The organism is Rhodoluna sp. (genome assembly GCF_044232805.1).
GTDB lineage: Bacteria > Actinomycetota > Actinomycetes > Actinomycetales > Microbacteriaceae > Rhodoluna.
The window spans coordinates 1-17,347 of the sequence record NZ_JBIILG010000022.1 but is presented as its reverse complement, the minus strand read 5'-3'; the positions used below and the strand labels follow the sequence as shown (position 1 = coordinate 17,347).

Genomic DNA, 17,347 nt, shown 5'->3' with positions numbered 1-17,347 from the left:
CTCCAACAAATCGATTTTCGACGTGGCAACCGACTCTCAATTCGTGGCTTACGGAGTCAAGCCCCGGAGGTTCAAGTCCCGGGGGGTGCACGGAAAATCCAGCTACTTCTCACGAGAGCTGGATTTCCTTAGATATTGGGCCTATCCACATAGAGATCAAGTCTCCAATTTCAGTAGTGACCTACTGATACGGAATCAGTGTCCCACCAAGCTAGTATTTTTGAGAGTAGAAGTCTTTCACTTTAGGGCGTTTAGATTAACTCACAATTTGGGGAGCACTTGCTTCGGCAATACCTGACTTTGCTTGTTTTTCAAGTCCGACCGTAACAGCAAAAGTATCTTCATAAACATCAAAGTCATAAGCTTTACCCCACCGCAATTTGATTACGTGAATGCCTGGATTTATGTAGTTCTCTCCGTTTTCAAGAGTGCATGTCGCTACCCAGCGGGCAAATACTGTTGTGTTCCATGGCCCACCGTGGACTAGGACACTTGTTACGTTAAATTCAAGCTCTGGAAGAACTGTTCCCACCCTCATAAACCACCGACGCATCGCCTCTTTGTCATGTCGAATACCACCCAGCGAATTAGGACCCGCAAAACGATGGGTGAGGTTCTTAGAGGACAGGCCACCTAACACATATTCGTAATCATGATTTTGCACGGCAAGAAATGTTTTACGAACTAACCTCTCGACAATGGAGCTATAAATTAGCATGTGCTTCAAACCTTTCGAATTCCGTATTTCTAATGATCATAGGTAAAGTCCCCACCACCCCCAGATCTTTCTGGGGGTTCAGCTGATTATTCTATTGGGCACGGACCCAAGGAGAATCCGGCTACCTCTTACGAGAGCTGGATTTTCCCTATTTCTTGGGCGTTGAGCCTCGCGTCACTGGACATGCAAAGTAGAGGGGGTTTCTAAATATCCAGAAACACGGCAAACTGGAGTATGGCTAAAAAACAAGAAGTAGCGGATCTAGACACCGACTCAACCGAGGCTAAGCGTTCTATGCTTCCTACCAAGGTCCTGGACACCGTGGAGGATGTCTTTCATGTAGTGCTGACAGCCCTACTGTTCCTAGTTGCCCTCGGAGCAATTGTTTTTACGGTACTAAGGCTGTTAAACACCACGCCTTTCTATCCAAACGGAATGCTCCAAGCCATCAACGACATCTTGTTCGTAGTGATCATCCTCGAAATTGCCCGAACAGTAATTGCAAGGTTTAACAGCGGGTTCTACCAATTGACTCGATTCCTGGTCATTGGTGTGATTGCCTCGGTTAGACACATCTTGTCTGTTGGATCGTCTTTGACTCTCGCGATTGGAAAGACTCCAGAGGCATTCGAGCGCGGAATTATTGAATTGCTAGTAAACGGTGGAATAGTCGTAGCCTTGGTGCTGGCTATATTTATGACTCGAAGGGCAGATCAGGGAACAGAGTCAAGTAGCTCTACTCGCAAAAAACCTCGTAAGGCTTAGCTAGCCCATTCCGTCTAAGGGTTAGCTGGCTAATCCAGCGTTTGACTTCAATTGATTTGCGATATCAAGCGCCGCTTCGGCATCGGAAGAAGTGGCACCTTCTTGTGGGCCACCTGAGACCCAGTTTGCAAAGGATTCAGCTTGCAGCCTGAGGGCATCAAGCTGTGGTTTTTCTCCAGTGGAGGGAGTCAAGATTTCAATTCTGGTGTGCTCTTTTGAAGTAAAAACTTCAGCAGAGACTAAATCTCCACCGGGATGGAATCTTCCCAGTGAAACAAGGCCAATGGCGCCACCGGACATTTCCAATATCGATTGAGTGCTATCAGTGTCTCCCTTTGAGTCCTCAGTCTGAGGATAGATTGATGTCTTTGTCTTGATTACTTCTTGGCCGGTCAGCCAACGAATCTGATCAATTTCGTGCACGGCCATGTCAACAAAAATGCCACCACTGGCAAGGCGAAACTCTTTGCGAGGAGGGGACTCGTCCCACTGGGAAGCGTTTATGAAGTGCACCTCACCAATCTCGCCAGAGGCTATTTTTCTGGCTACTTCCCGCAACTCTGGAATGAATCTGCGCCAGTAGGCAACTTGTAATTTCACCTCATTTTTGGTGCATATTTCTCCGGCTTGGCGGGCTTGATCGGAATTCAAACCGCATGGTTTCTCGGAAAGGATTGAAATGCCTGTTCCCGCAATTTCACTTATAACCTTCAGGTGTTGATCTGTGGGGGCAGCGACGAGAATCCCATCTAGTTTCTCAGCATTGACCATCTGCTCTAAATTGGAATACACCTTATAGCCCAGGCCTCTGATCTTCTCAGCCGTGGCTTCAAATGGTTCCACAACCGAAGTCACAGCGACCTGACTTGAAGAAGATAGTGCGCGCAGATGCATCTGCCCCATGCGCCCACCGCCAACTAGTCCAAGGTTGAAAGTGCTCATCAAAGACCTAGTTTTGAAAGTATCTTGCGGTTCTCTCTTTGATCTTCAACTGCACGCTGGAACCTTGCGGCGGTCTTAGGGAAAATGTCCTGTTCGACAACTGCCCAACCCTTGAAACCAAGCTTGTGCATGCTGTCAACGAGAGCCTCTAGGTTTAGATCCCCTTGGCCCAGAATCGGGAAGATTTCCTGATCCCAGATTGCTGTGGTGGGTGCCTTGGATTCGACTATTTTGTCAAAGCGGCTTAGCGTTGCATCCTTTATGTGCATGTGGTTTATTCGGTCAAACCATTTGTTGAGAGCGGCAACCGGTTCACCGCCTCCAAGAAGGAAGTGACCGGTATCTAAACACCAGCCGACGTCGGAAACTGACAACATCTTTTCTATTTCTTCTGGTGCCTCCACGTAGGTTCCGGTCTCATTGTGAAATGTTGGTTCGTATCCGCGTGAGCGGCATCTTTCTACAACGATTCGAAGACCGTCACCGAATTTCTCCCAGGTAGGGTCATCATGGCCACTCGAAGGATTGCGTATTCCAGAACCAGGGTTGGCATTGCGCAAAGGGCTTCCATTATCTGCAATCGTTGGGCGAGGTTGTGGGCCAGTAATAAAGGGCACAACGGCGTCAAAGGTATCGAGCAGGGCATCAAGATCTTTCAGGCTTTCAGTTAGCCTGGCTTTATCCACAAAGGGAAATTCTAGATAAGCACCCGAGAGGCCAAGATTGCGATCAGCAAGGCGCATTCCAAGTTCTTTACCCAGACCCAGATAACCAACTGGGCCTAGGTCAATACCTTCATACCCCGCAGATGAAACTTCATCGAGAATTGCGATTCCATCTGGGGTGTTTGGGTCAATTCCGACCGTTACTTCAAAGGCACCGTAACTAACAGGCGCGTTTGCCAGACTTATTCCCGGACTTCGCTTAGTCAACTAGCCACCTCCTAGACAAATTGTATTTGGTCTTTGGGTCTTAGCTAAGGTCCTTTACTTGGTCCGGACCAAATCCCATAGTCTAGAGCTGAAGCGAACATGAGAACACAGGGGGAGTCCTTATGCCAAATTTGTTAAAGGTTTCAATCGCTGTCTGTAGCGTTTTCCTCTTAGCTGGCTGTTCAGTCTCCCCAGACTCAACCAATTCGATGCCAGCTTCGCCGGAGGCCAGTGAAGAAGCAATTGCGGCGCTCACTCAAGAACAAATCACGGAATTGATTTCTTCCGTGCCGGAAGCTAAATCCCTGGAAGCTCTCAAGGCCCATTACCAGGCAATCGATGAAGCTGCCAAGCAGCTCGAACCCTTCGAGATTGAATACACCAAAGGACCAACCGCAGTGCAGAGCAAAGTTGACAGCGTGGTTGCGAGATTCTCCGAAAAGCTCAAAATGTATCAATTCCTTGGACTTGAGTCTCTAGATCAAGACTGGGTATTAGCAAGTGAGAATGATTACCAGTGGTGGGTGGATTTCCGATCTGCGCAGGAGCCTAGCTTTCCGGTAGAGATGTGGAATAAGGAACTAAACGAACTCGGCCATTGCAGGCTCAGTGCGGATGTGTTTTGTGGTGCGGGTAACGGCGTAAATGGCAAAAACTACCAAGACAACGTTGTTGGAACAGCCTTCACCAATCGGGGAATTGATTATGTCTCCAGACACGAAGCAACTCACTTCTACCAAGCTGTATTCGGCTACGGTGGAAGGTGCTGGATGGCTGAGGGCCAAGCAACTTTCTTCGAAACGTATTTGGAATCAAGCTCGAGATCCCGAGCTGAAGTTCTGGCTCGCTTAAGCGATAGCCCAACAGGAGTTGTTCAGCTATCCGAGTCCGAGTTACTCGGGCTACTAACCAGTGACCAAATCTGCCAGTCGGATTCAAACATTGCTTACGATCTCGGAATGCTGGGCTATGAGTACCTGTATATGAACTTCAGCTTCTTGGATGTTCACAACCTTCAGGTACTTAGTAGCACTGAGGGCTGGGATGAAGCAGTATCTCAGGTGCTTTCTGTTGAAGCCCTAGAGCTCAACACTGAGCTAGCTGCATACATCTTTGCGGAAACCAGGTAGCAACTCTTCTGGGCTCAGGCCCCAAGTGCTGCTTTGAGCCAGCTCTTGGCTTTAGCCAAATAATCCTTTGCTAGTTCTGAATCTGGAGCCAAACCCTCGAAAGCATGGGGAGCACCATTAACTATGTCCAGCTGGCACGGAACCCCTGCCGCAGTGAGCTTGCTCGCATAGGCCTTGTCTTCTTCGAAGAACAGCTCAACATCGCCAACACCGATCCAAGCTTTGGGGAGTCCTTCCAGGCTTTCTCTTCTAGCAGGAGCTGCGTAGGAAGAGATTTGTTCTGTGCCGAAGGTTTTTCCAAGGTAGGATTTCCAACCAACCAGATTCATTTTGTTGTTCCATACAAAGTGATCTAGATCATCAAGAGATCTATCATGGGCAGTTCGATCATCTAGCATTGGGCAAAATAGCCACTGGGCAGCAGGTTGCGCACCACCCTCATCGTGAATTCGCAGAACTAATCCAGCAGCTAAGCCACCTCCAGCACTTTCGCCGCCAATAGCAATTCGGTTGGCATCGATTCCTCTTTGCGAGAGATTTTCGTGCATCCATTTCCAGGCGCTGTGACAGTCATCAACTGGGGCAGGGTATGGGTGTTCTGGAGCGAGCCTGTAGTCCGGAGAGACAATTACTATGTCGAGTTCGGCAGCAGTGTTAGCTAGTAGTGCATCATCCATAGCGGGAGAACCGATCATCATTCCACCACCGTGAATGTAAAGCATGGCGGCACGAGTTTTTTGTCCAGCGGGAGTGTAAATTCTCAGTTTCAGACCATCAGAAGTTCTAACCTGCTCAATTGTTAGGCCAGCCGGAGCCTTTGGCTTTGGAAGAAGCAACGGAAGCAAAGACCTGGTGATAACTCTTTCCAAACCGCTGGTAAAAGGCAGTTTGGGAAAGGAGGCAGTTGCTTTTCTAAGTGTTGGGTGAATTTGATTGATATCCATGTCTTATCTCCTAAACCAGCTAGCTCGGTGACACTGGTTGCATCAGGGTATCACCGAAGTTACTAGACGCTAACTCAAGAACGGTATTTTGATTTACCAGATTGTTGCGGCAGCGGTCTTTTTTGAGTCCCCAGCGAGAAGTGAAGTGATTGAAAGATGAACCATCATGCCCATCAGGGCCATGATGCCAACGGAGCTAATGGCCATCAAAACGGTGATTTCGTTCAGTGCTAGCACTAGTTCGTGATCCAATTCATACCCCTTTATAGGTTCTATTTAGGTCAAGTTTACTTCCGGTTGATACTAAGCAAAGCTAGAGAGCCGACAACTAGCAGGAAAACCGGAGCAACGTAGTCAAGTCCTGAGTACCAGTCGGTCCAGCTATTAGAGATCACAAAAGCTAGGCCCAAAAGGCCCATGGCTATAAGGCTCCAGGCGATGGCCTTGTTGACCTTGGGGTCTATCTTCTGAAGGTCCTCGCGAGTGCGGGCCGTAATCTGGTCACAGCTTGGGCAATTGAGGTCAGTTTCAGCGATAGTTGCCTGGCAGTTTGTGCATTTCATGGCTCTAGCTTAGTTTGCTAAGCGGCACGGAGACTTTCTCTCTAGCTAATTGAGTCCTTCCGCAATAGGTTTATCTCAACAACTTGGAAGGACTGACATTGTCAAAGTTCAAAGTTTCCCAATTAGCCTTTACGGTCTGCCTTGGCCTAATTGTTACCAGCGGTTCGGTTGCTTCCTGGAGCGTTACAAACGGATCAACTCAAGGAACTCTCTCAACGCCAGAGACACTTTCTTCCCAGATTTCAGCTTCGAGCCAGTCAGATTCGCAAGAACTAGCTCCTGAAAATACGGAACAAAGGCCTTTTCTTGCAACTGTAGAAAGTTCAACTCCTGAGTCGCGATTAGCAAATTTGATCCTAGATCCAGACGCCGGTGGTTCACCTGAAGTTGTCTATCCAGATCCTTCGGAGCCGGAGCAACAGGTTACAGGAAACGCTTCGGCGCCTCAGAACTTTAGAATCACCGCACTTGGAGACAACTTTGTTTCACTGAGCTTTACACCTGCTCCAAACGTGTCGCTATACCAGGTCTACATTCGTCACGGCGACTCATTCACAGCAACTGGAGTCGGCCCGGATGGCAAAGTTACATTCACTGACCTTGGAGCTGATTTTGATTATGTGGCGTGTGTTTATTCTCGAGTTGACAACATTGAATCTAATCGAGCTTGCCTAGATATTCACACCACTGGTAGTAGGCCAGTAGAACCAGTCAAGGCGGTGGCGCCTAAAAATCTACAACTCTCCGCCACCGAGACTACAGTCACTGCTTCTTGGGACGCAGTCATTGGAGCTAGCTGGTACTACGTCTGTCACGTAAGTGGAGCAAGCTCTGTGCAGTGCGGTGGATACACTCACCTAACTCCAACCAAAGCGATCTTCCAGGATGGCTCGATTAATCCCGCAACCGTCTACGCCATTCGAGTTCAGACTGTAATGGCGGATGGTTCATTTTCTGAAGTAGCCACTAAATACATTAGAACGCCAGGAACCGCACCAGCCCCACCTACTAAATACGCTGCCCCAACCAATCTTCGAATCACAGCCATTAGCACTTCGGAGGTAACGGCAGCTTGGGATTACCCGAGTGATTCACCGATCACGGTTTGGTCTTTCACTGTTCGTCAGCTCACTTCTTACTCACAAACTGGAGTTGAGGGTGCGGCACGCTCATTCACTTACAAAGACCTTTTTCCTTCGAGTGGTTACGAGGTCATCCTGAGTGGTCGAGACGCCAACGGCAAGAGCACCGAGGAAATCCGCCTCGGTTTCTACAGCCCAGCCAACTAGGTAACTCAGCGCCTAATTGGGGCGTGCTTTAGACTGGCAAGTAACTTTCAAGGAGTAGCTAGTTGCCCAAAACATTTGAGCCTGAAGCTATGGTTGGTGGCAAAATCACGAACCTTAGCCTTCGGCGTTGGCTGCACTCTCTACCTGGTGTAGACAAGGTAGGCCTTGAAGCAAGAGCTGCTTCTCTTGGAACCAGATCCATAAAGACAGCATCAAAAGCCTGGGCATTGGATGCCGCCATCAAGATGATGGATCTAACAACCCTTGAGGGAATGGACACCCCAGAGCGAGTTAGATCACTTTGCTTGAAAGCTATAACACCAGACCCAACAGATCTGGATTGCCCAAGCCCTGCTGCCATCTGTGTCTATGGCGACATGGTTCCATTTGCCAAGGAGGCCCTTGGTAAATCTGGTATCTACGTGGCAGCTGTCGCAACCGCTTTTCCTTCTGGAAGGGCATCGGTAGCCGTCAAGCTTCAAGACACCAAGGATGCGGTCAAGGCCGGAGCGGATGAAATCGACATGGTTATTGACCGCGGAGCGTTTTTGTCTGGCAACTACCTCGAGGTATACAAACAAATCCAGGCCGTCAAACAAGCCTGCCAAAGAAAAGATGGCAGCTTTGCCCACCTGAAGGTAATTCTTGAAACTGGCGAGCTGCAGACCTACGACAACATTCGAAGGGCCAGTTACCTTGGAATGCTTGCCGGGGGAGATTTCATCAAGACCTCAACTGGCAAGGTAACGGTAAACGCAACCATTCCCATTACTTTGTTGATGCTGCAGGCGGTTCGCGACTGGTTTGACCTAACTGGCATCAAAATAGGTGTGAAGCCAGCGGGTGGCATTAGAACCGCCAAAGATGCCATCAAGTATCTGGTGGTAGTAAAAGAGGTAGCGGGAGAAGAATGGCTAACACCAGATTTCTTCCGTTTTGGAGCTTCCAGCTTGTTAAATGATGTACTGATGCAAAGACAAAAACTAAAGACCGGAAACTACTCCGGTCCCGACTATGTGACCGTGGACTAAGAGGTAAGAAATGTTTGAATACTCACCGGCTCCTGAATCAAGAGCGCTAGTTACCTTTCAATCCAGCTATGGCCACTTCATAGGCGGTAAGTTCACCAAGCCATCAAACACCTATAAGACCATCTCTCCTGCTACAGAAGAAGTCCTTGCCGAGATCTCAACCGCAACAGCCAAGGATGTTGACCTAGCCGTCAAGGCAGCAAGAAACGCCTACGAAAAGGTTTGGTCTAAGTTATCTGGTGCCGAGCGAGGCAAGTACATATATCGAATCGCAAGGATCATCCAGGAGCGCGCTCGCGAGCTCGCGATTGCAGAAACCCTCAATAACGGCAAGCCCATCAAGGAAACAAGGGATGCCGACATTCCTCTGGTTGCAGCCTGGTTCTTTTACTACGCCGGCTGGGCCGACAAGCTCGATTACGCAGGCTTTGGAGTAAATCCAAAAGCCCACGGTGTAGCCGCGCAGGTTATTCCTTGGAACTTCCCACTGATGATGTTGGCTTGGAAGATTGCTCCAGCACTTGCAGCTGGAAACACCGTCGTATTGAAACCAGCCGAGACCACACCGCTGACTGCGTTGATGTTTGCCGAGATCTGCCAGCAGGCAGGCTTGCCTGATGGTGTTGTGAACATCATCACCGGCTTTGGTCAAACAGGTGCAGACTTGATTGCCCACAAAGACGTCAACAAGGTTGCCTTCACTGGCTCCACCGGGGTTGGAAGACTAATTGCCAAACAGGTTGCTGGAACCAACAAGAAGGTAACTCTAGAGCTTGGCGGCAAAGCCGCCAACATCGTCTTTGATGATGCTCCTCTTGATCAAGCGGTGGAAGGCATCGTTAATGGCATCTTCTTTAACCAGGGACATGTTTGCTGTGCAGGCAGCAGGCTGCTAGTTCAAGAGGGCATTCAAGAAGAGCTCCTAAAGAAACTAAAGCGTCGCATGGAAACCCTCAAGCTTGGCGATCCTCTGGATAAGAACACCGACATCGGTGCCATCAACTCCAAGATGCAGCTGGACAAGATCACGAAGCTTGTGAAGTTGGGTGTTAAAGAGGGTGGCGAGGCCTGGGCTCCTAACTGCGAGATACCAAAGAAGGGCTTCTGGTACGCACCGACTGTAATTACCGGTGTTGCGCCAACTAACACGGTTGCCTGCGAAGAAATCTTTGGACCAGTGCTTTCGGTACTTTCCTTTAGAACCCCAGCCGAGGCAGTAGCCAAGGCAAATAACACTCCGTTTGGCTTATCGGCAGGCATCTGGACCGAGAAGGGTTCCAGGATTCTGAAGGTTGCAGATCAGCTAAATGCTGGAGTTATCTGGGCCAATACCTTTAATCAGTTTGATCCAGCCAGCCCATTTGGTGGCTTCAAAGAATCGGGCTACGGCCGAGAGGGAGGCAGGCACGGATTGCTTGCTTACCTGAAGGGAGACAACTAATGAGATTAGACGTCAAGAAAACATACAAGCTCTTTATCGGCGGCAAGTTCCCAAGAAGCGAGTCCGGTCGCACCTACGAGTTACTTTCTTCCAAAGGCGAGTTCGTTGCCAACGTCTGCCTGGCATCTAGAAAAGATGCCAGAGACGCAGTTGTTGCAGCTAGAGCTGCCCAACCGGGTTGGGAATCAGCTACCGCCTATAACCGCGGGCAGATTCTTTACCGCATTGCAGAGATGCTAGAAGGCAGACGCGAGCAGTTCGTCGACGAAATCAGAGAGCTAACTGGAGCAACAGAAAAGCAAGCTAACCAAGAAGTCGATGCAGCTATCGATTCTTGGGTTTGGCACGCGGGTTGGTCCGACAAGGTTGATTCGGTTGCAGGTTCGATGAACCCTGTTGCGGGGCCTTACTTTAACATTTCAACCAACCAGCCAACGGGTGTTGTTGCGGCCTTCGCTCCGCAAGGTAGCTCTTTGGTTGGACTTGTGAACACAATTGCTCCGGTGATTGTCACCGGAAACGCAATTGTTGTTGTTACAAGCGAATCACTTCCGTTATCTGCCATCACGTTGACCGAAGTTCTGGCAACCAGTGATTTACCTGGTGGGGTAGTAAACGTGCTTACTGGCAAAGAATCGGAAATGGCACCTTGGCTTGCTTCTCACCAGGACGTCAACGCGCTGGATCTAGAAGGAACTTCAGATCCAGTAGATCTAGAAATCCGCGGAGCTGAGACTCTTAAGCGAGTGGTTCGACCAGGTGCCTTTGGCAGAACTGGCTCTAAGGGTTCGCTGCAGCAGATTCTGGCTTTCATGGAGATCAAGACCGTCTGGCACCCCAAGGGACACTAGCTACCAGCCAGAATCTTCATCGGGGTTAGGGTTATTTGGTTATGGCTGACAAATCACAAATTCTAGAGGTTCCTTCTCCTGATTTAATCGATCAGGAGTTTCTAAGAGATGTCTTTGCCTACCATCACTACATTGAAGTTCGAGTTGCCCTCGAACTAGGGGAGCAAGAACTTTCAAGAAGCTTGGAAGAACTCGGCTTTGTAATTGGCAGATCCTTTTCTAAAGGCAAAACCAGGTTGCAGCGCATGAAGATTACGCGTTTTGGGTTTGTGGAGCAGCTCGCCAAAGACAAGATGCGTGAGCACGGGCTAAGTGCGAACTGGGAGTTTGTCTTTGACTCAGCCAAACAGCGCGCGGGGTTGTGTAACTACAGCGATCACAAGATCTCACTTTCTAAATACATCGTCGAGTACCACAGCATTGATCAGTCCGAACAGGTTATCTTGCATGAGATTGCCCATGCCCTTGCCGGCAAGTCGGCAGGGCATGGACCGAACTGGAAAAACACCGCTAAGTCTATTGGTTACCGTTCCGAGAAATTCACCGGAAAAGAAATTGCCGAGCAAACCGCCAAGTGGGTCGGCGAATGCCGTAACGGCCATCGCCACTACAGATTCAAAAGCCCCAAGGCGACGCTTTCTTGCCTTTACTGCGGCAGGGGATTCAATCCACGAAATGTTATTTCGTGGACTAAGCGGGCAGCTTAGTTAGCTTGAAAATAATTGATTACTACCAGGCTGATTAGCGCGCCTGCTGCAAAGTTCAGCCAGATAAATCTTTTCCAACCGCCGTTTGCTCTTTCGCAATCAGAATCTGTGATGTTTAGATACGGCGAGATGATTACCAGGTATGGCACGACAGCAAGCGATGCCACCACGCCGTGCCAGCCGATAGTCATAACTACCAGTGCGGCGACAATGTATAGAACAAAGGCAAAGCGCACTGTGTTTCGTGCACCAATCTGGGTAGCCACCGATTTAATGCCAGCTTCTCTATCTGCCCGAACATCCTGGACTGCACCAAAGGCATGGCTTGCCATGCCCCAACCCACGAAGGCGATAATTACCTCAATTACCTTGGGGTCAGTAATCGCTGATCCTGCTAGTAGCAGGCCATAAACCATTGGGCCAACAAAGTGCACGGCGGAGGTAAACGAATCCAGGAAGGGGCGCTCCTTGAATCTGAGCTTCGGAACCGAATAAGCAAGCACGGCAAAAAGAGTGAAGCCGAGCCAGAAATTTGCTTCCAGAGATCCAACCAGTAGCAGGTAAACAACAAAGACAGCTGCAAAGCCAACAGAGGCCCAAATGGTTAGGACGTGATACTTGGGATCCAGTAAGGCACCTTCGATACCGCCCTTGCGGGGGTTTCGAAGGTCGCTTTCATAATCAAAGACATCGTTGATTCCATACATCAAGAAGTTGTATGGAATAAAAAAGAAGAGGGTACCAAGAATAAGAGTTAGATCAATACGCTCGGCAACAAAAAGGTACGCTGCAAAAAATGGAAAAGCTGTGTTTACCCAAGAAACCGGTCTTGAGCTCCAAAACAGGGACGTTAACGCTTTCACTTTTTGACTCTACTACCAAGCCACCACCAAGTCAGTGGAATCAGGAGTGCAGCTACCAGGGTGTATGCGAAGTCCTCAATCGGCGCAAAGCCAATAAAGACACCAGTAAGCAGGGAGTTATCGTAGGCCACGACCCCAGAGCCAACGATGAAGTTATCGAACACCGCGGTCATCAGTAGAAGGGCTACCAGGGTGTAACAGATTGTTCCCCAGTGCACTAACCAGCGATAGGCGAATAACACAACTAACACCGGGACAATAAAAATCAGATTCAGGAGCGCGTAGGTCATCTGCCACCAGACTCTCTAGCAGTCAGAATCTTCTGCACCCAGGTGAACACAATCAGTGTGCTGTAGCAAAGAAGGGCCAGGAAGAACAGCTCTTCGATTGGAAACTCTGGGAATATTTGGATCCCTGTCAGCAAGGTGTTCTCACCGCGGAAGAAGATTCCCGAAGCGATGCCGGCGATGTCCCAAACCAGAAAAAGTATGTAGGCGGGGACCATAGAAAGTAACGAGCGTTTTGCGTCAACAGAGAAAGCAAGGTTGTGGGTTCGGTCTAAAAGGTAAAGACCGCCCAGAGACAAGACGAGAATAAGTAGATAAATTCCGTACATACTCTTTGAGAATAGCGCCTTCTACTAACCAGCTAAACACTAAAAGGCCATTTTGAGAGACCCACTATTCGTAGAATTAGAACATGAGCAATCCTTTTGGCTACCACGCGGGCCAGTACTTGAACAAATACTCAGAGGCCGAAAACAAGCAGTTCAGCGTGGCTTTTGCCGAGATAACCGATGGATTCAAGGTCGCCTTTGAGCAAGGTCTTAGCGCCGATCATGAAGAAGTTCAGGAATTAGTGCGCCAGCACTATGAATTCTGTTTGCAGTTTTGGGAACCCGATAGGGAAAGCTATAAATCCCTTGCGATGAGTTACATATTGCCTTCGCCTTACCAAGAAAGCTATGAAGCGGTTGCGAAGGGTTTAGGTCAGTATCACTACGACGCTATTGTGATCTTTGCAGACCAGAATCTGTAACAAAAAGATCTACTTGAGTCCCTTCCAGCCACCGGCTGGAACTTGCGATAATTCACCCTCAATAGGTCCGTTGGATTTGTCGTCAACCAAATACTTGTAAACAAGCTCGGCACCAATTAGACACATTGGCAAACCAATTCCTGGAATGGTGTTGTGACCTGCGTAGAACAAGTTCTTGATCTTCTTCGATCTGTTCTTTGGCCTAAAGAATGCACTTTGCTGCAGGGTGTGTGCCATACCAAGTGCAGTTCCTGACCAAGCGTTTAGTTCGCTCACAAAGTCTTTTGGCCCATAGGTTCGCTTTAATACAATCCGCTCGGCAAGATCTGGAATTTCGCACCAGTCACTAATTTGCTTGATGATCTCATCGGCAGCTTTTTCAAACTTCTCGTCTCCTGAGCCACCAATACTTGGGTCAGCTGCGATTGGAACCAAAACGAAGAGGTTTTCGTATCCCTCAGGAGCTACCGAGTCATCAGTTTTACTTGGCGCGCAAATATACAAAGAAGCAGGTGATGGGACTTGTCTTTTGCCATCTGCCTTATGGAAAACCTCAGCAAAGTTCTTGCTCCAGTTTTCGGTGTACAACAAAGTGTGGTGATCAAGCTGAGGGATTTTGCCCTTGACGCCTAGATACAACAACATTGCTGAAGGACCAGGAACCTTGTTGCTCCAGAACTTCTCTGGGAAGGTTTGATACTTTTCTTCAATTAACTTGGTCTCCACGTGGTGCAAATCTGCTGTTCCAACGACCACGTCGGCATCAAACTTTGCTCCACCGACAACGACTCCAGTTGCAAGACCTTGGCCGTTGACTTCAATCTTGCTCACCGGTGAATTGGTCTTGATCACAACGCCGTGCTGCTTGGCAACACGCTCGATGGCTTCGATCACCGAGTAAAGACCGCCCATTGGGTAGTAAACACCGACGTTTAGATCAACATGTGTCATCAAGTGATACATGCTTGGGGTGTCGTAAGGGGAGGCCCCTAGAAACACAGCGGGGAAGTTCAGGATCTTCTTTAGACGCTCATCTTTTACGTACTTGCCACTGAAGTCATACAAAGAAGTCACCAGGTGCTTGGCAAAGGTCACGGCTCGTAGGAGAACCTCTTTGTTGGTGAAGTTCGAGATGTTTTGGAAGTTTGTATACAAAAAGTGCTTGATTGAAAGCTCGTAGGTGTCCTTGGAAGAATCTAGGTATTCCTGCAGCTTCTTACCTGAGCCTGGCTCAATTGATTCAAAAAGCTCTTTGTTCTTGGAAAGGTCTTCAACAATCATCAGCTTGTCGTTTTTGCCTTCATTTCTGGTCTGATAGGCAGGGTCTAGGCGAACTAGGTTTAACTCTTTGGCAGAGGTTGTACCCATGAGCTTAAAGAACTGATCGAAGGCATCAGGCATCAGGTACCAAGAAGGACCCATGTCGAACTTGAAGCCATCTTTTTCCCAAACGTAAGCTCTTCCGCCTACCTTTTCGCGGGCTTCAAACAAAGTAACTTTCATGCCAGCTTTAGCCAGTAGGGCAGCAGACGCTAAGCCTGCTATTCCGCCACCAATAACTACTGCAGTTTTTTGACTCACTTAGGAACTACTCCCAAAACTGCCTTTACAACAATTAGCAGCTTGACTGGATTGGGAACAGAGATTCTTGCCTCCAGCATTTGAGCAGCTGGCGTCTTTTCAATTCGGTTTGCAAGCTCGGTAAAGAGCATCTGCGCTGCCGCTACCGCTGGACGAGAAGTTTTTGGAAGCATCTTCAGCCCAAGGGCTGCGCTTTTTAGATCAGCACGGATATCGGCAAGCAGCTCAGCTTTTTGAGCCTCATTGAAGCTTTGAACGTTCACATCTGGAAAGTAACTTCTTCCTAGCTTCTTGAAATCAGCCGCTAGGTCCCGCAAGAAATTCACCTTCTGGAAAGCGGCTCCCAGCGCTCTGGCACTGGTGACGATCTGCTTGTAATCAGCAGGGGAATAGTCGGACTCCTTGATGAAGGCATGCAGACACATCAGCCCAACTACCTCTGCCGATCCATAAACGTATTTTTGGAAAGACTCTTGGTCGTGCTTTCTGGGCCATAGATCCATTCGCATAGAGGCAAAGAAAGGCTCGATTATTTCCCTATCAAACCCGGTCTCGAGCGCTGTTTGGGCAAAAGCGTGAACTACCAAGTTGGTAGAGAACCTTGCCCGTAGGGCTTTGTAAATCTCGTCTTCCAATTGGTCGAGTGCGAAGCGTGGTTCGACGTTGCCGCCTTCGGTTCTAGCGTCGCTGGCTGCGCCATCGACGATTTCATCGGCGACTCGAACCAGAGCGTAGATATTTCTAACGTGCTGGCGAATTTCAGGGGCCAATAGCTTGGTGGCAACACCAAATGAAGTCGAATAGGAGGCTATTACCGCATTCGAGGATTGCCTAGCGGCATGGCTATAAAGCTCTAACGAGCTTGGGTAAGTTGAAGAAGTCATCCCTTCTATTATTGGGCCAATTGCCCGCTTGTCTGGACAAAACTGCCCCTCGTTAGGCGCTGTATAGATAGGTACACTTAACCGCATGGCAAACATCATGAAACCCCGCAGCCACGCTGTTACTGACGGTATTGAGAAGGCTCCAGCCCGCGGAATGCTTCGCGCCATTGGCATGGGTGATGATGACTGGGATAAGCCCCAAATCGGTATTGGTTCTAGCTGGAACGAGCTAACCCCCTGCAATCTTTCTCTTGATCGCCTAGCTAAAGCCGCCAAAGTTGGCGTTGAGCGAGCCCAAGGCTTTGGAATGCAGTTTGGAACCATCTCGATGTCCGATGGAATCTCCATGGGCCACGAAGGTATGCACTTTTCCTTGGTTTCTAGAGAGGTAATCGCAGACTCCGTAGAGGTAGTCATGCAGGCTGAAGCACTAGATGGCTCGGTATTGCTAGCCGGTTGCGATAAGTCACTTCCTGGCATGTTGATGGCAGCAGCCCGATTAGACCTAGCTTCAGTGTTTTTATACGCCGGATCGATAGCTCCTGGTTGGGTCAAGCTAACTGACGGCACCGAAAAGCAAGTGACCATCATTGACGCTTTCGAGGCAGTTGGCGCTTGCAAGAGCGGCAAGATGAGCCAAGAAGATCTAACCAGAATTGAAAAAGCAGTTTGTCCAGGAGAAGGTGCTTGTGGCGGTATGTATACCGCTAACACCATGGCTTCGATTGCAGAAGCCATCGGCATGAGTCTTCCAGGATCTGCTGCTCCTCCTTCTGCTGACCGCAGAAGAGACACTTGGGCAGAACGAAGCGGCGAAGCAGTAGTAAATCTAATTTCAAAGGGCATTACCGCAAGACAGATCATGACCAAGAAGGCATTTGAAAATGCCATCTCGGTTTTGATGGCCTTTGGTGGTTCCACCAACGCCATACTTCATTTGCTTGCAATTGCTAGAGAAGCCGAAGTTGATCTAACCCTTGATGATTTCAACGTGATAGCTGACAGAGTTCCTCACCTGGGAGATCTAAAACCTTTTGGTCAATACGTGATGAACGATGTTGACAAAGTTGGCGGCGTTCCGGTTTTGATGAAAGCGCTTTTGGATGCGGGACTATTGCACGGCGACGTGATGACCGTGACTGGTAAGACCATGGCCGAAAACCTTGAAGGCATTAACCCACCAGATCCAGATGGCAAGATCATCCGCGCGATGAATAACCCGATTCACAAAACCGGAGGAATCTCGATCCTGAAAGGATCGATGGCTCCAGAAGGAGCGGTAGTAAAGACCGCAGGTTTTGACCTCGCGGAATTCACTGGACCGGCCAAGGTTTTCGAGCGTGAGGCTGCAGCTATGGAGGCTCTGACCGAGGGCAAGATTGTCTCGGGCGATGTGGTGGTTATCCGCTACGAGGGACCTAAGGGTGGACCTGGAATGCGCGAGATGCTTGCTTTGACGGGCGCAATCAAGGGTGCCGGCCTGGGTAAAGATGTTCTACTATTGACAGACGGACGATTCTCAGGCGGCACAACCGGCCTTTGTATCGGACATATTGCTCCAGAGGCGGCCGATGGTGGCCCAATTGCTCTGGTTCGCGATGGAGACTTGATTCGAGTCGACATCGCAGCTCGCTCGCTGGAACTACTCGTTGATGCGCAAGAGCTGGA

The 17,347-nt window shown here is 49.2% G+C and carries 20 protein-coding genes; 9 read left to right on the top strand and 11 right to left on the bottom strand.

All coding sequences use genetic code 11. The features are described from left to right. Positions 1–256 precede the first annotated feature (256 nt). A complete protein-coding gene (locus tag AC9UES_RS04345; RefSeq protein WP_509527073.1) occupies positions 257–718 on the bottom strand; it encodes a nuclear transport factor 2 family protein in 462 nt (153 codons plus the stop codon). Positions 719–952: 234 nt separating this feature from the next. Here AC9UES_RS04345 and AC9UES_RS04340 point away from each other — a divergent pair, with 234 nt between their 5' ends. Then, positions 953–1,483 carry a phosphate-starvation-inducible PsiE family protein gene (locus tag AC9UES_RS04340; protein WP_509527071.1) on the top strand — a complete coding sequence of 177 codons (531 nt, stop codon included), beginning with the start codon at positions 953–955 and terminating at the stop codon, positions 1,481–1,483. 21 nt (positions 1,484–1,504) lie between these two features. Here AC9UES_RS04340 and AC9UES_RS04335 read toward each other — a convergent pair whose 3' ends face one another. Both AC9UES_RS04335 and AC9UES_RS04330 read right to left on the bottom strand, forming a co-directional pair. Beyond that, complete coding sequence (locus AC9UES_RS04335; protein WP_509527070.1) at positions 1,505–2,425, bottom strand: Gfo/Idh/MocA family protein; 921 nt, start codon at positions 2,423–2,425, stop codon at positions 1,505–1,507. Beyond that, complete coding sequence (locus AC9UES_RS04330; RefSeq protein ID WP_509527069.1) at positions 2,425–3,357, bottom strand: sugar phosphate isomerase/epimerase family protein; 933 nt, start codon at positions 3,355–3,357, stop codon at positions 2,425–2,427. Before AC9UES_RS04330 ends, AC9UES_RS04335 begins: the two co-directional genes overlap by 1 nt. Positions 3,358–3,566: 209 nt before the next feature. On the opposite strand from AC9UES_RS04330, the gene AC9UES_RS04325 reads away from it, so the two are divergent. Next, positions 3,567–4,487 (top strand): hypothetical protein, encoded by a 921-nt coding sequence (locus AC9UES_RS04325; protein WP_509527068.1) that lies wholly within the window; start codon positions 3,567–3,569, stop codon positions 4,485–4,487. A 14-nt stretch (positions 4,488–4,501) separates the two neighbouring features. On the opposite strand, the gene AC9UES_RS04320 is transcribed toward AC9UES_RS04325, so the two are convergent. The 3 genes from AC9UES_RS04320 to AC9UES_RS04310 form a co-directional block, all read right to left on the bottom strand. Next, on the bottom strand, positions 4,502–5,431 hold the full coding sequence (locus AC9UES_RS04320) for an alpha/beta hydrolase (RefSeq protein ID WP_509527067.1): 930 nt from the start codon (positions 5,429–5,431) through the stop codon (positions 4,502–4,504). A 93-nt stretch (positions 5,432–5,524) separates the two neighbouring features. Then, a complete protein-coding gene (locus AC9UES_RS04315) occupies positions 5,525–5,683 on the bottom strand; it encodes a hypothetical protein (RefSeq protein WP_509527066.1) in 159 nt (52 codons plus the stop codon). Positions 5,684–5,718: 35 nt separating this feature from the next. Beyond that, positions 5,719–5,994, bottom strand: coding sequence for a hypothetical protein (locus tag AC9UES_RS04310; RefSeq protein ID WP_509523355.1), 276 nt, complete (start codon positions 5,992–5,994; stop codon positions 5,719–5,721). A 98-nt stretch (positions 5,995–6,092) separates the two neighbouring features. On the opposite strand from AC9UES_RS04310, the gene AC9UES_RS04305 reads away from it, so the two are divergent. The 5 genes from AC9UES_RS04305 to AC9UES_RS04285 all read left to right on the top strand — a co-directional run bounded on the left by AC9UES_RS04305 (position 6,093) and on the right by AC9UES_RS04285 (position 11,313). After that, on the top strand, positions 6,093–7,283 hold the full coding sequence (locus AC9UES_RS04305) for a fibronectin type III domain-containing protein (protein ID WP_509527065.1): 1,191 nt from the start codon (positions 6,093–6,095) through the stop codon (positions 7,281–7,283). An 89-nt stretch (positions 7,284–7,372) separates the two neighbouring features. After that, positions 7,373–8,314 carry a deoxyribose-phosphate aldolase gene (gene deoC / locus AC9UES_RS04300; protein WP_509527072.1) on the top strand — a complete coding sequence of 314 codons (942 nt, stop codon included), beginning with the start codon at positions 7,373–7,375 and terminating at the stop codon, positions 8,312–8,314. Between the two features lie 10 nt (positions 8,315–8,324). Continuing rightward, positions 8,325–9,755 (top strand): aldehyde dehydrogenase family protein, encoded by a 1,431-nt coding sequence (locus tag AC9UES_RS04295; protein WP_509527064.1) that lies wholly within the window; start codon positions 8,325–8,327, stop codon positions 9,753–9,755. Further along, a complete protein-coding gene (locus AC9UES_RS04290; protein WP_509527063.1) occupies positions 9,755–10,606 on the top strand; it encodes an aldehyde dehydrogenase family protein in 852 nt (283 codons plus the stop codon). Before AC9UES_RS04295 ends, AC9UES_RS04290 begins: the two co-directional genes overlap by 1 nt. Positions 10,607–10,647: 41 nt before the next feature. Beyond that, the gene (locus AC9UES_RS04285) at positions 10,648–11,313 is read left to right on the top strand and encodes a SprT-like domain-containing protein (RefSeq protein WP_509527062.1); all 666 of its coding nucleotides are present in this window, start codon (positions 10,648–10,650) and stop codon (positions 11,311–11,313) included. Here AC9UES_RS04285 and AC9UES_RS04280 read toward each other — a convergent pair. From AC9UES_RS04280 to AC9UES_RS04270, 3 genes are read right to left on the bottom strand one after another with little or no spacing between them, the layout of a single operon-like run. Beyond that, the gene (locus AC9UES_RS04280; protein ID WP_509527061.1) at positions 11,310–12,176 is read right to left on the bottom strand and encodes a prenyltransferase; all 867 of its coding nucleotides are present in this window, start codon (positions 12,174–12,176) and stop codon (positions 11,310–11,312) included. The two genes, AC9UES_RS04285 and AC9UES_RS04280, sit on opposite strands and share 4 nt — an antisense overlap. Continuing rightward, positions 12,173–12,466 carry a lycopene cyclase domain-containing protein gene (locus AC9UES_RS04275; protein WP_509527060.1) on the bottom strand — a complete coding sequence of 98 codons (294 nt, stop codon included), beginning with the start codon at positions 12,464–12,466 and terminating at the stop codon, positions 12,173–12,175. The genes AC9UES_RS04280 and AC9UES_RS04275 overlap by 4 nt, the downstream gene beginning before the upstream one ends. Continuing rightward, positions 12,463–12,792 carry a lycopene cyclase domain-containing protein gene (locus tag AC9UES_RS04270; protein ID WP_509527059.1) on the bottom strand — a complete coding sequence of 110 codons (330 nt, stop codon included), beginning with the start codon at positions 12,790–12,792 and terminating at the stop codon, positions 12,463–12,465. The genes AC9UES_RS04275 and AC9UES_RS04270 overlap by 4 nt, the downstream gene beginning before the upstream one ends. An 83-nt stretch (positions 12,793–12,875) precedes the next feature. Between AC9UES_RS04270 and AC9UES_RS04265 the strand changes: the two genes are divergently transcribed. Next, positions 12,876–13,214 carry a TipAS antibiotic-recognition domain-containing protein gene (locus AC9UES_RS04265; protein ID WP_509527058.1) on the top strand — a complete coding sequence of 113 codons (339 nt, stop codon included), beginning with the start codon at positions 12,876–12,878 and terminating at the stop codon, positions 13,212–13,214. Positions 13,215–13,223: 9 nt separating this feature from the next. On the opposite strand, the gene crtI is transcribed toward AC9UES_RS04265, so the two are convergent. Continuing rightward, positions 13,224–14,795 carry a phytoene desaturase family protein gene (gene crtI / locus AC9UES_RS04260; RefSeq protein ID WP_509527057.1) on the bottom strand — a complete coding sequence of 524 codons (1,572 nt, stop codon included), beginning with the start codon at positions 14,793–14,795 and terminating at the stop codon, positions 13,224–13,226. Continuing rightward, on the bottom strand, positions 14,792–15,679 hold the full coding sequence (locus AC9UES_RS04255; RefSeq protein ID WP_509527056.1) for a phytoene/squalene synthase family protein: 888 nt from the start codon (positions 15,677–15,679) through the stop codon (positions 14,792–14,794). Before AC9UES_RS04255 ends, crtI begins: the two co-directional genes overlap by 4 nt. An 85-nt stretch (positions 15,680–15,764) precedes the next feature. On the opposite strand from AC9UES_RS04255, the gene ilvD reads away from it, so the two are divergent. Further along, on the top strand, positions 15,765–17,347 hold a 1,583-nt coding region (gene ilvD, locus AC9UES_RS04250), incomplete at its 3' end, for a dihydroxy-acid dehydratase (protein ID WP_509527055.1).

Coding starts and splice junctions, on each gene's coding strand:
- AC9UES_RS04295 (WP_509527064.1), top strand. CDS start 8,325: ATGTTTGAATACTCACCGGCTCCTGAATCAAGAGCGCTAGTTACCTTT.
- AC9UES_RS04275 (WP_509527060.1), bottom strand. CDS start 12,466: ATGACCTACGCGCTCCTGAATCTGATTTTTATTGTCCCGGTGTTAGTT.
- AC9UES_RS04345 (WP_509527073.1), bottom strand. CDS start 718: ATGCTAATTTATAGCTCCATTGTCGAGAGGTTAGTTCGTAAAACATTT.
- AC9UES_RS04325 (WP_509527068.1), top strand. CDS start 3,567: ATGCCAGCTTCGCCGGAGGCCAGTGAAGAAGCAATTGCGGCGCTCACT.
- AC9UES_RS04340 (WP_509527071.1), top strand. CDS start 953: ATGGCTAAAAAACAAGAAGTAGCGGATCTAGACACCGACTCAACCGAG.
- AC9UES_RS04335 (WP_509527070.1), bottom strand. CDS start 2,425: ATGAGCACTTTCAACCTTGGACTAGTTGGCGGTGGGCGCATGGGGCAG.
- AC9UES_RS04265 (WP_509527058.1), top strand. CDS start 12,876: ATGAGCAATCCTTTTGGCTACCACGCGGGCCAGTACTTGAACAAATAC.
- AC9UES_RS04310 (WP_509523355.1), bottom strand. CDS start 5,994: ATGAAATGCACAAACTGCCAGGCAACTATCGCTGAAACTGACCTCAAT.
- AC9UES_RS04285 (WP_509527062.1), top strand. CDS start 10,648: ATGGCTGACAAATCACAAATTCTAGAGGTTCCTTCTCCTGATTTAATC.
- AC9UES_RS04290 (WP_509527063.1), top strand. CDS start 9,755: ATGAGATTAGACGTCAAGAAAACATACAAGCTCTTTATCGGCGGCAAG.
- AC9UES_RS04270 (WP_509527059.1), bottom strand. CDS start 12,792: ATGTACGGAATTTATCTACTTATTCTCGTCTTGTCTCTGGGCGGTCTT.
- AC9UES_RS04255 (WP_509527056.1), bottom strand. CDS start 15,679: ATGACTTCTTCAACTTACCCAAGCTCGTTAGAGCTTTATAGCCATGCC.
- deoC (WP_509527072.1), top strand. CDS start 7,373: ATGGTTGGTGGCAAAATCACGAACCTTAGCCTTCGGCGTTGGCTGCAC.
- AC9UES_RS04320 (WP_509527067.1), bottom strand. CDS start 5,431: ATGGATATCAATCAAATTCACCCAACACTTAGAAAAGCAACTGCCTCC.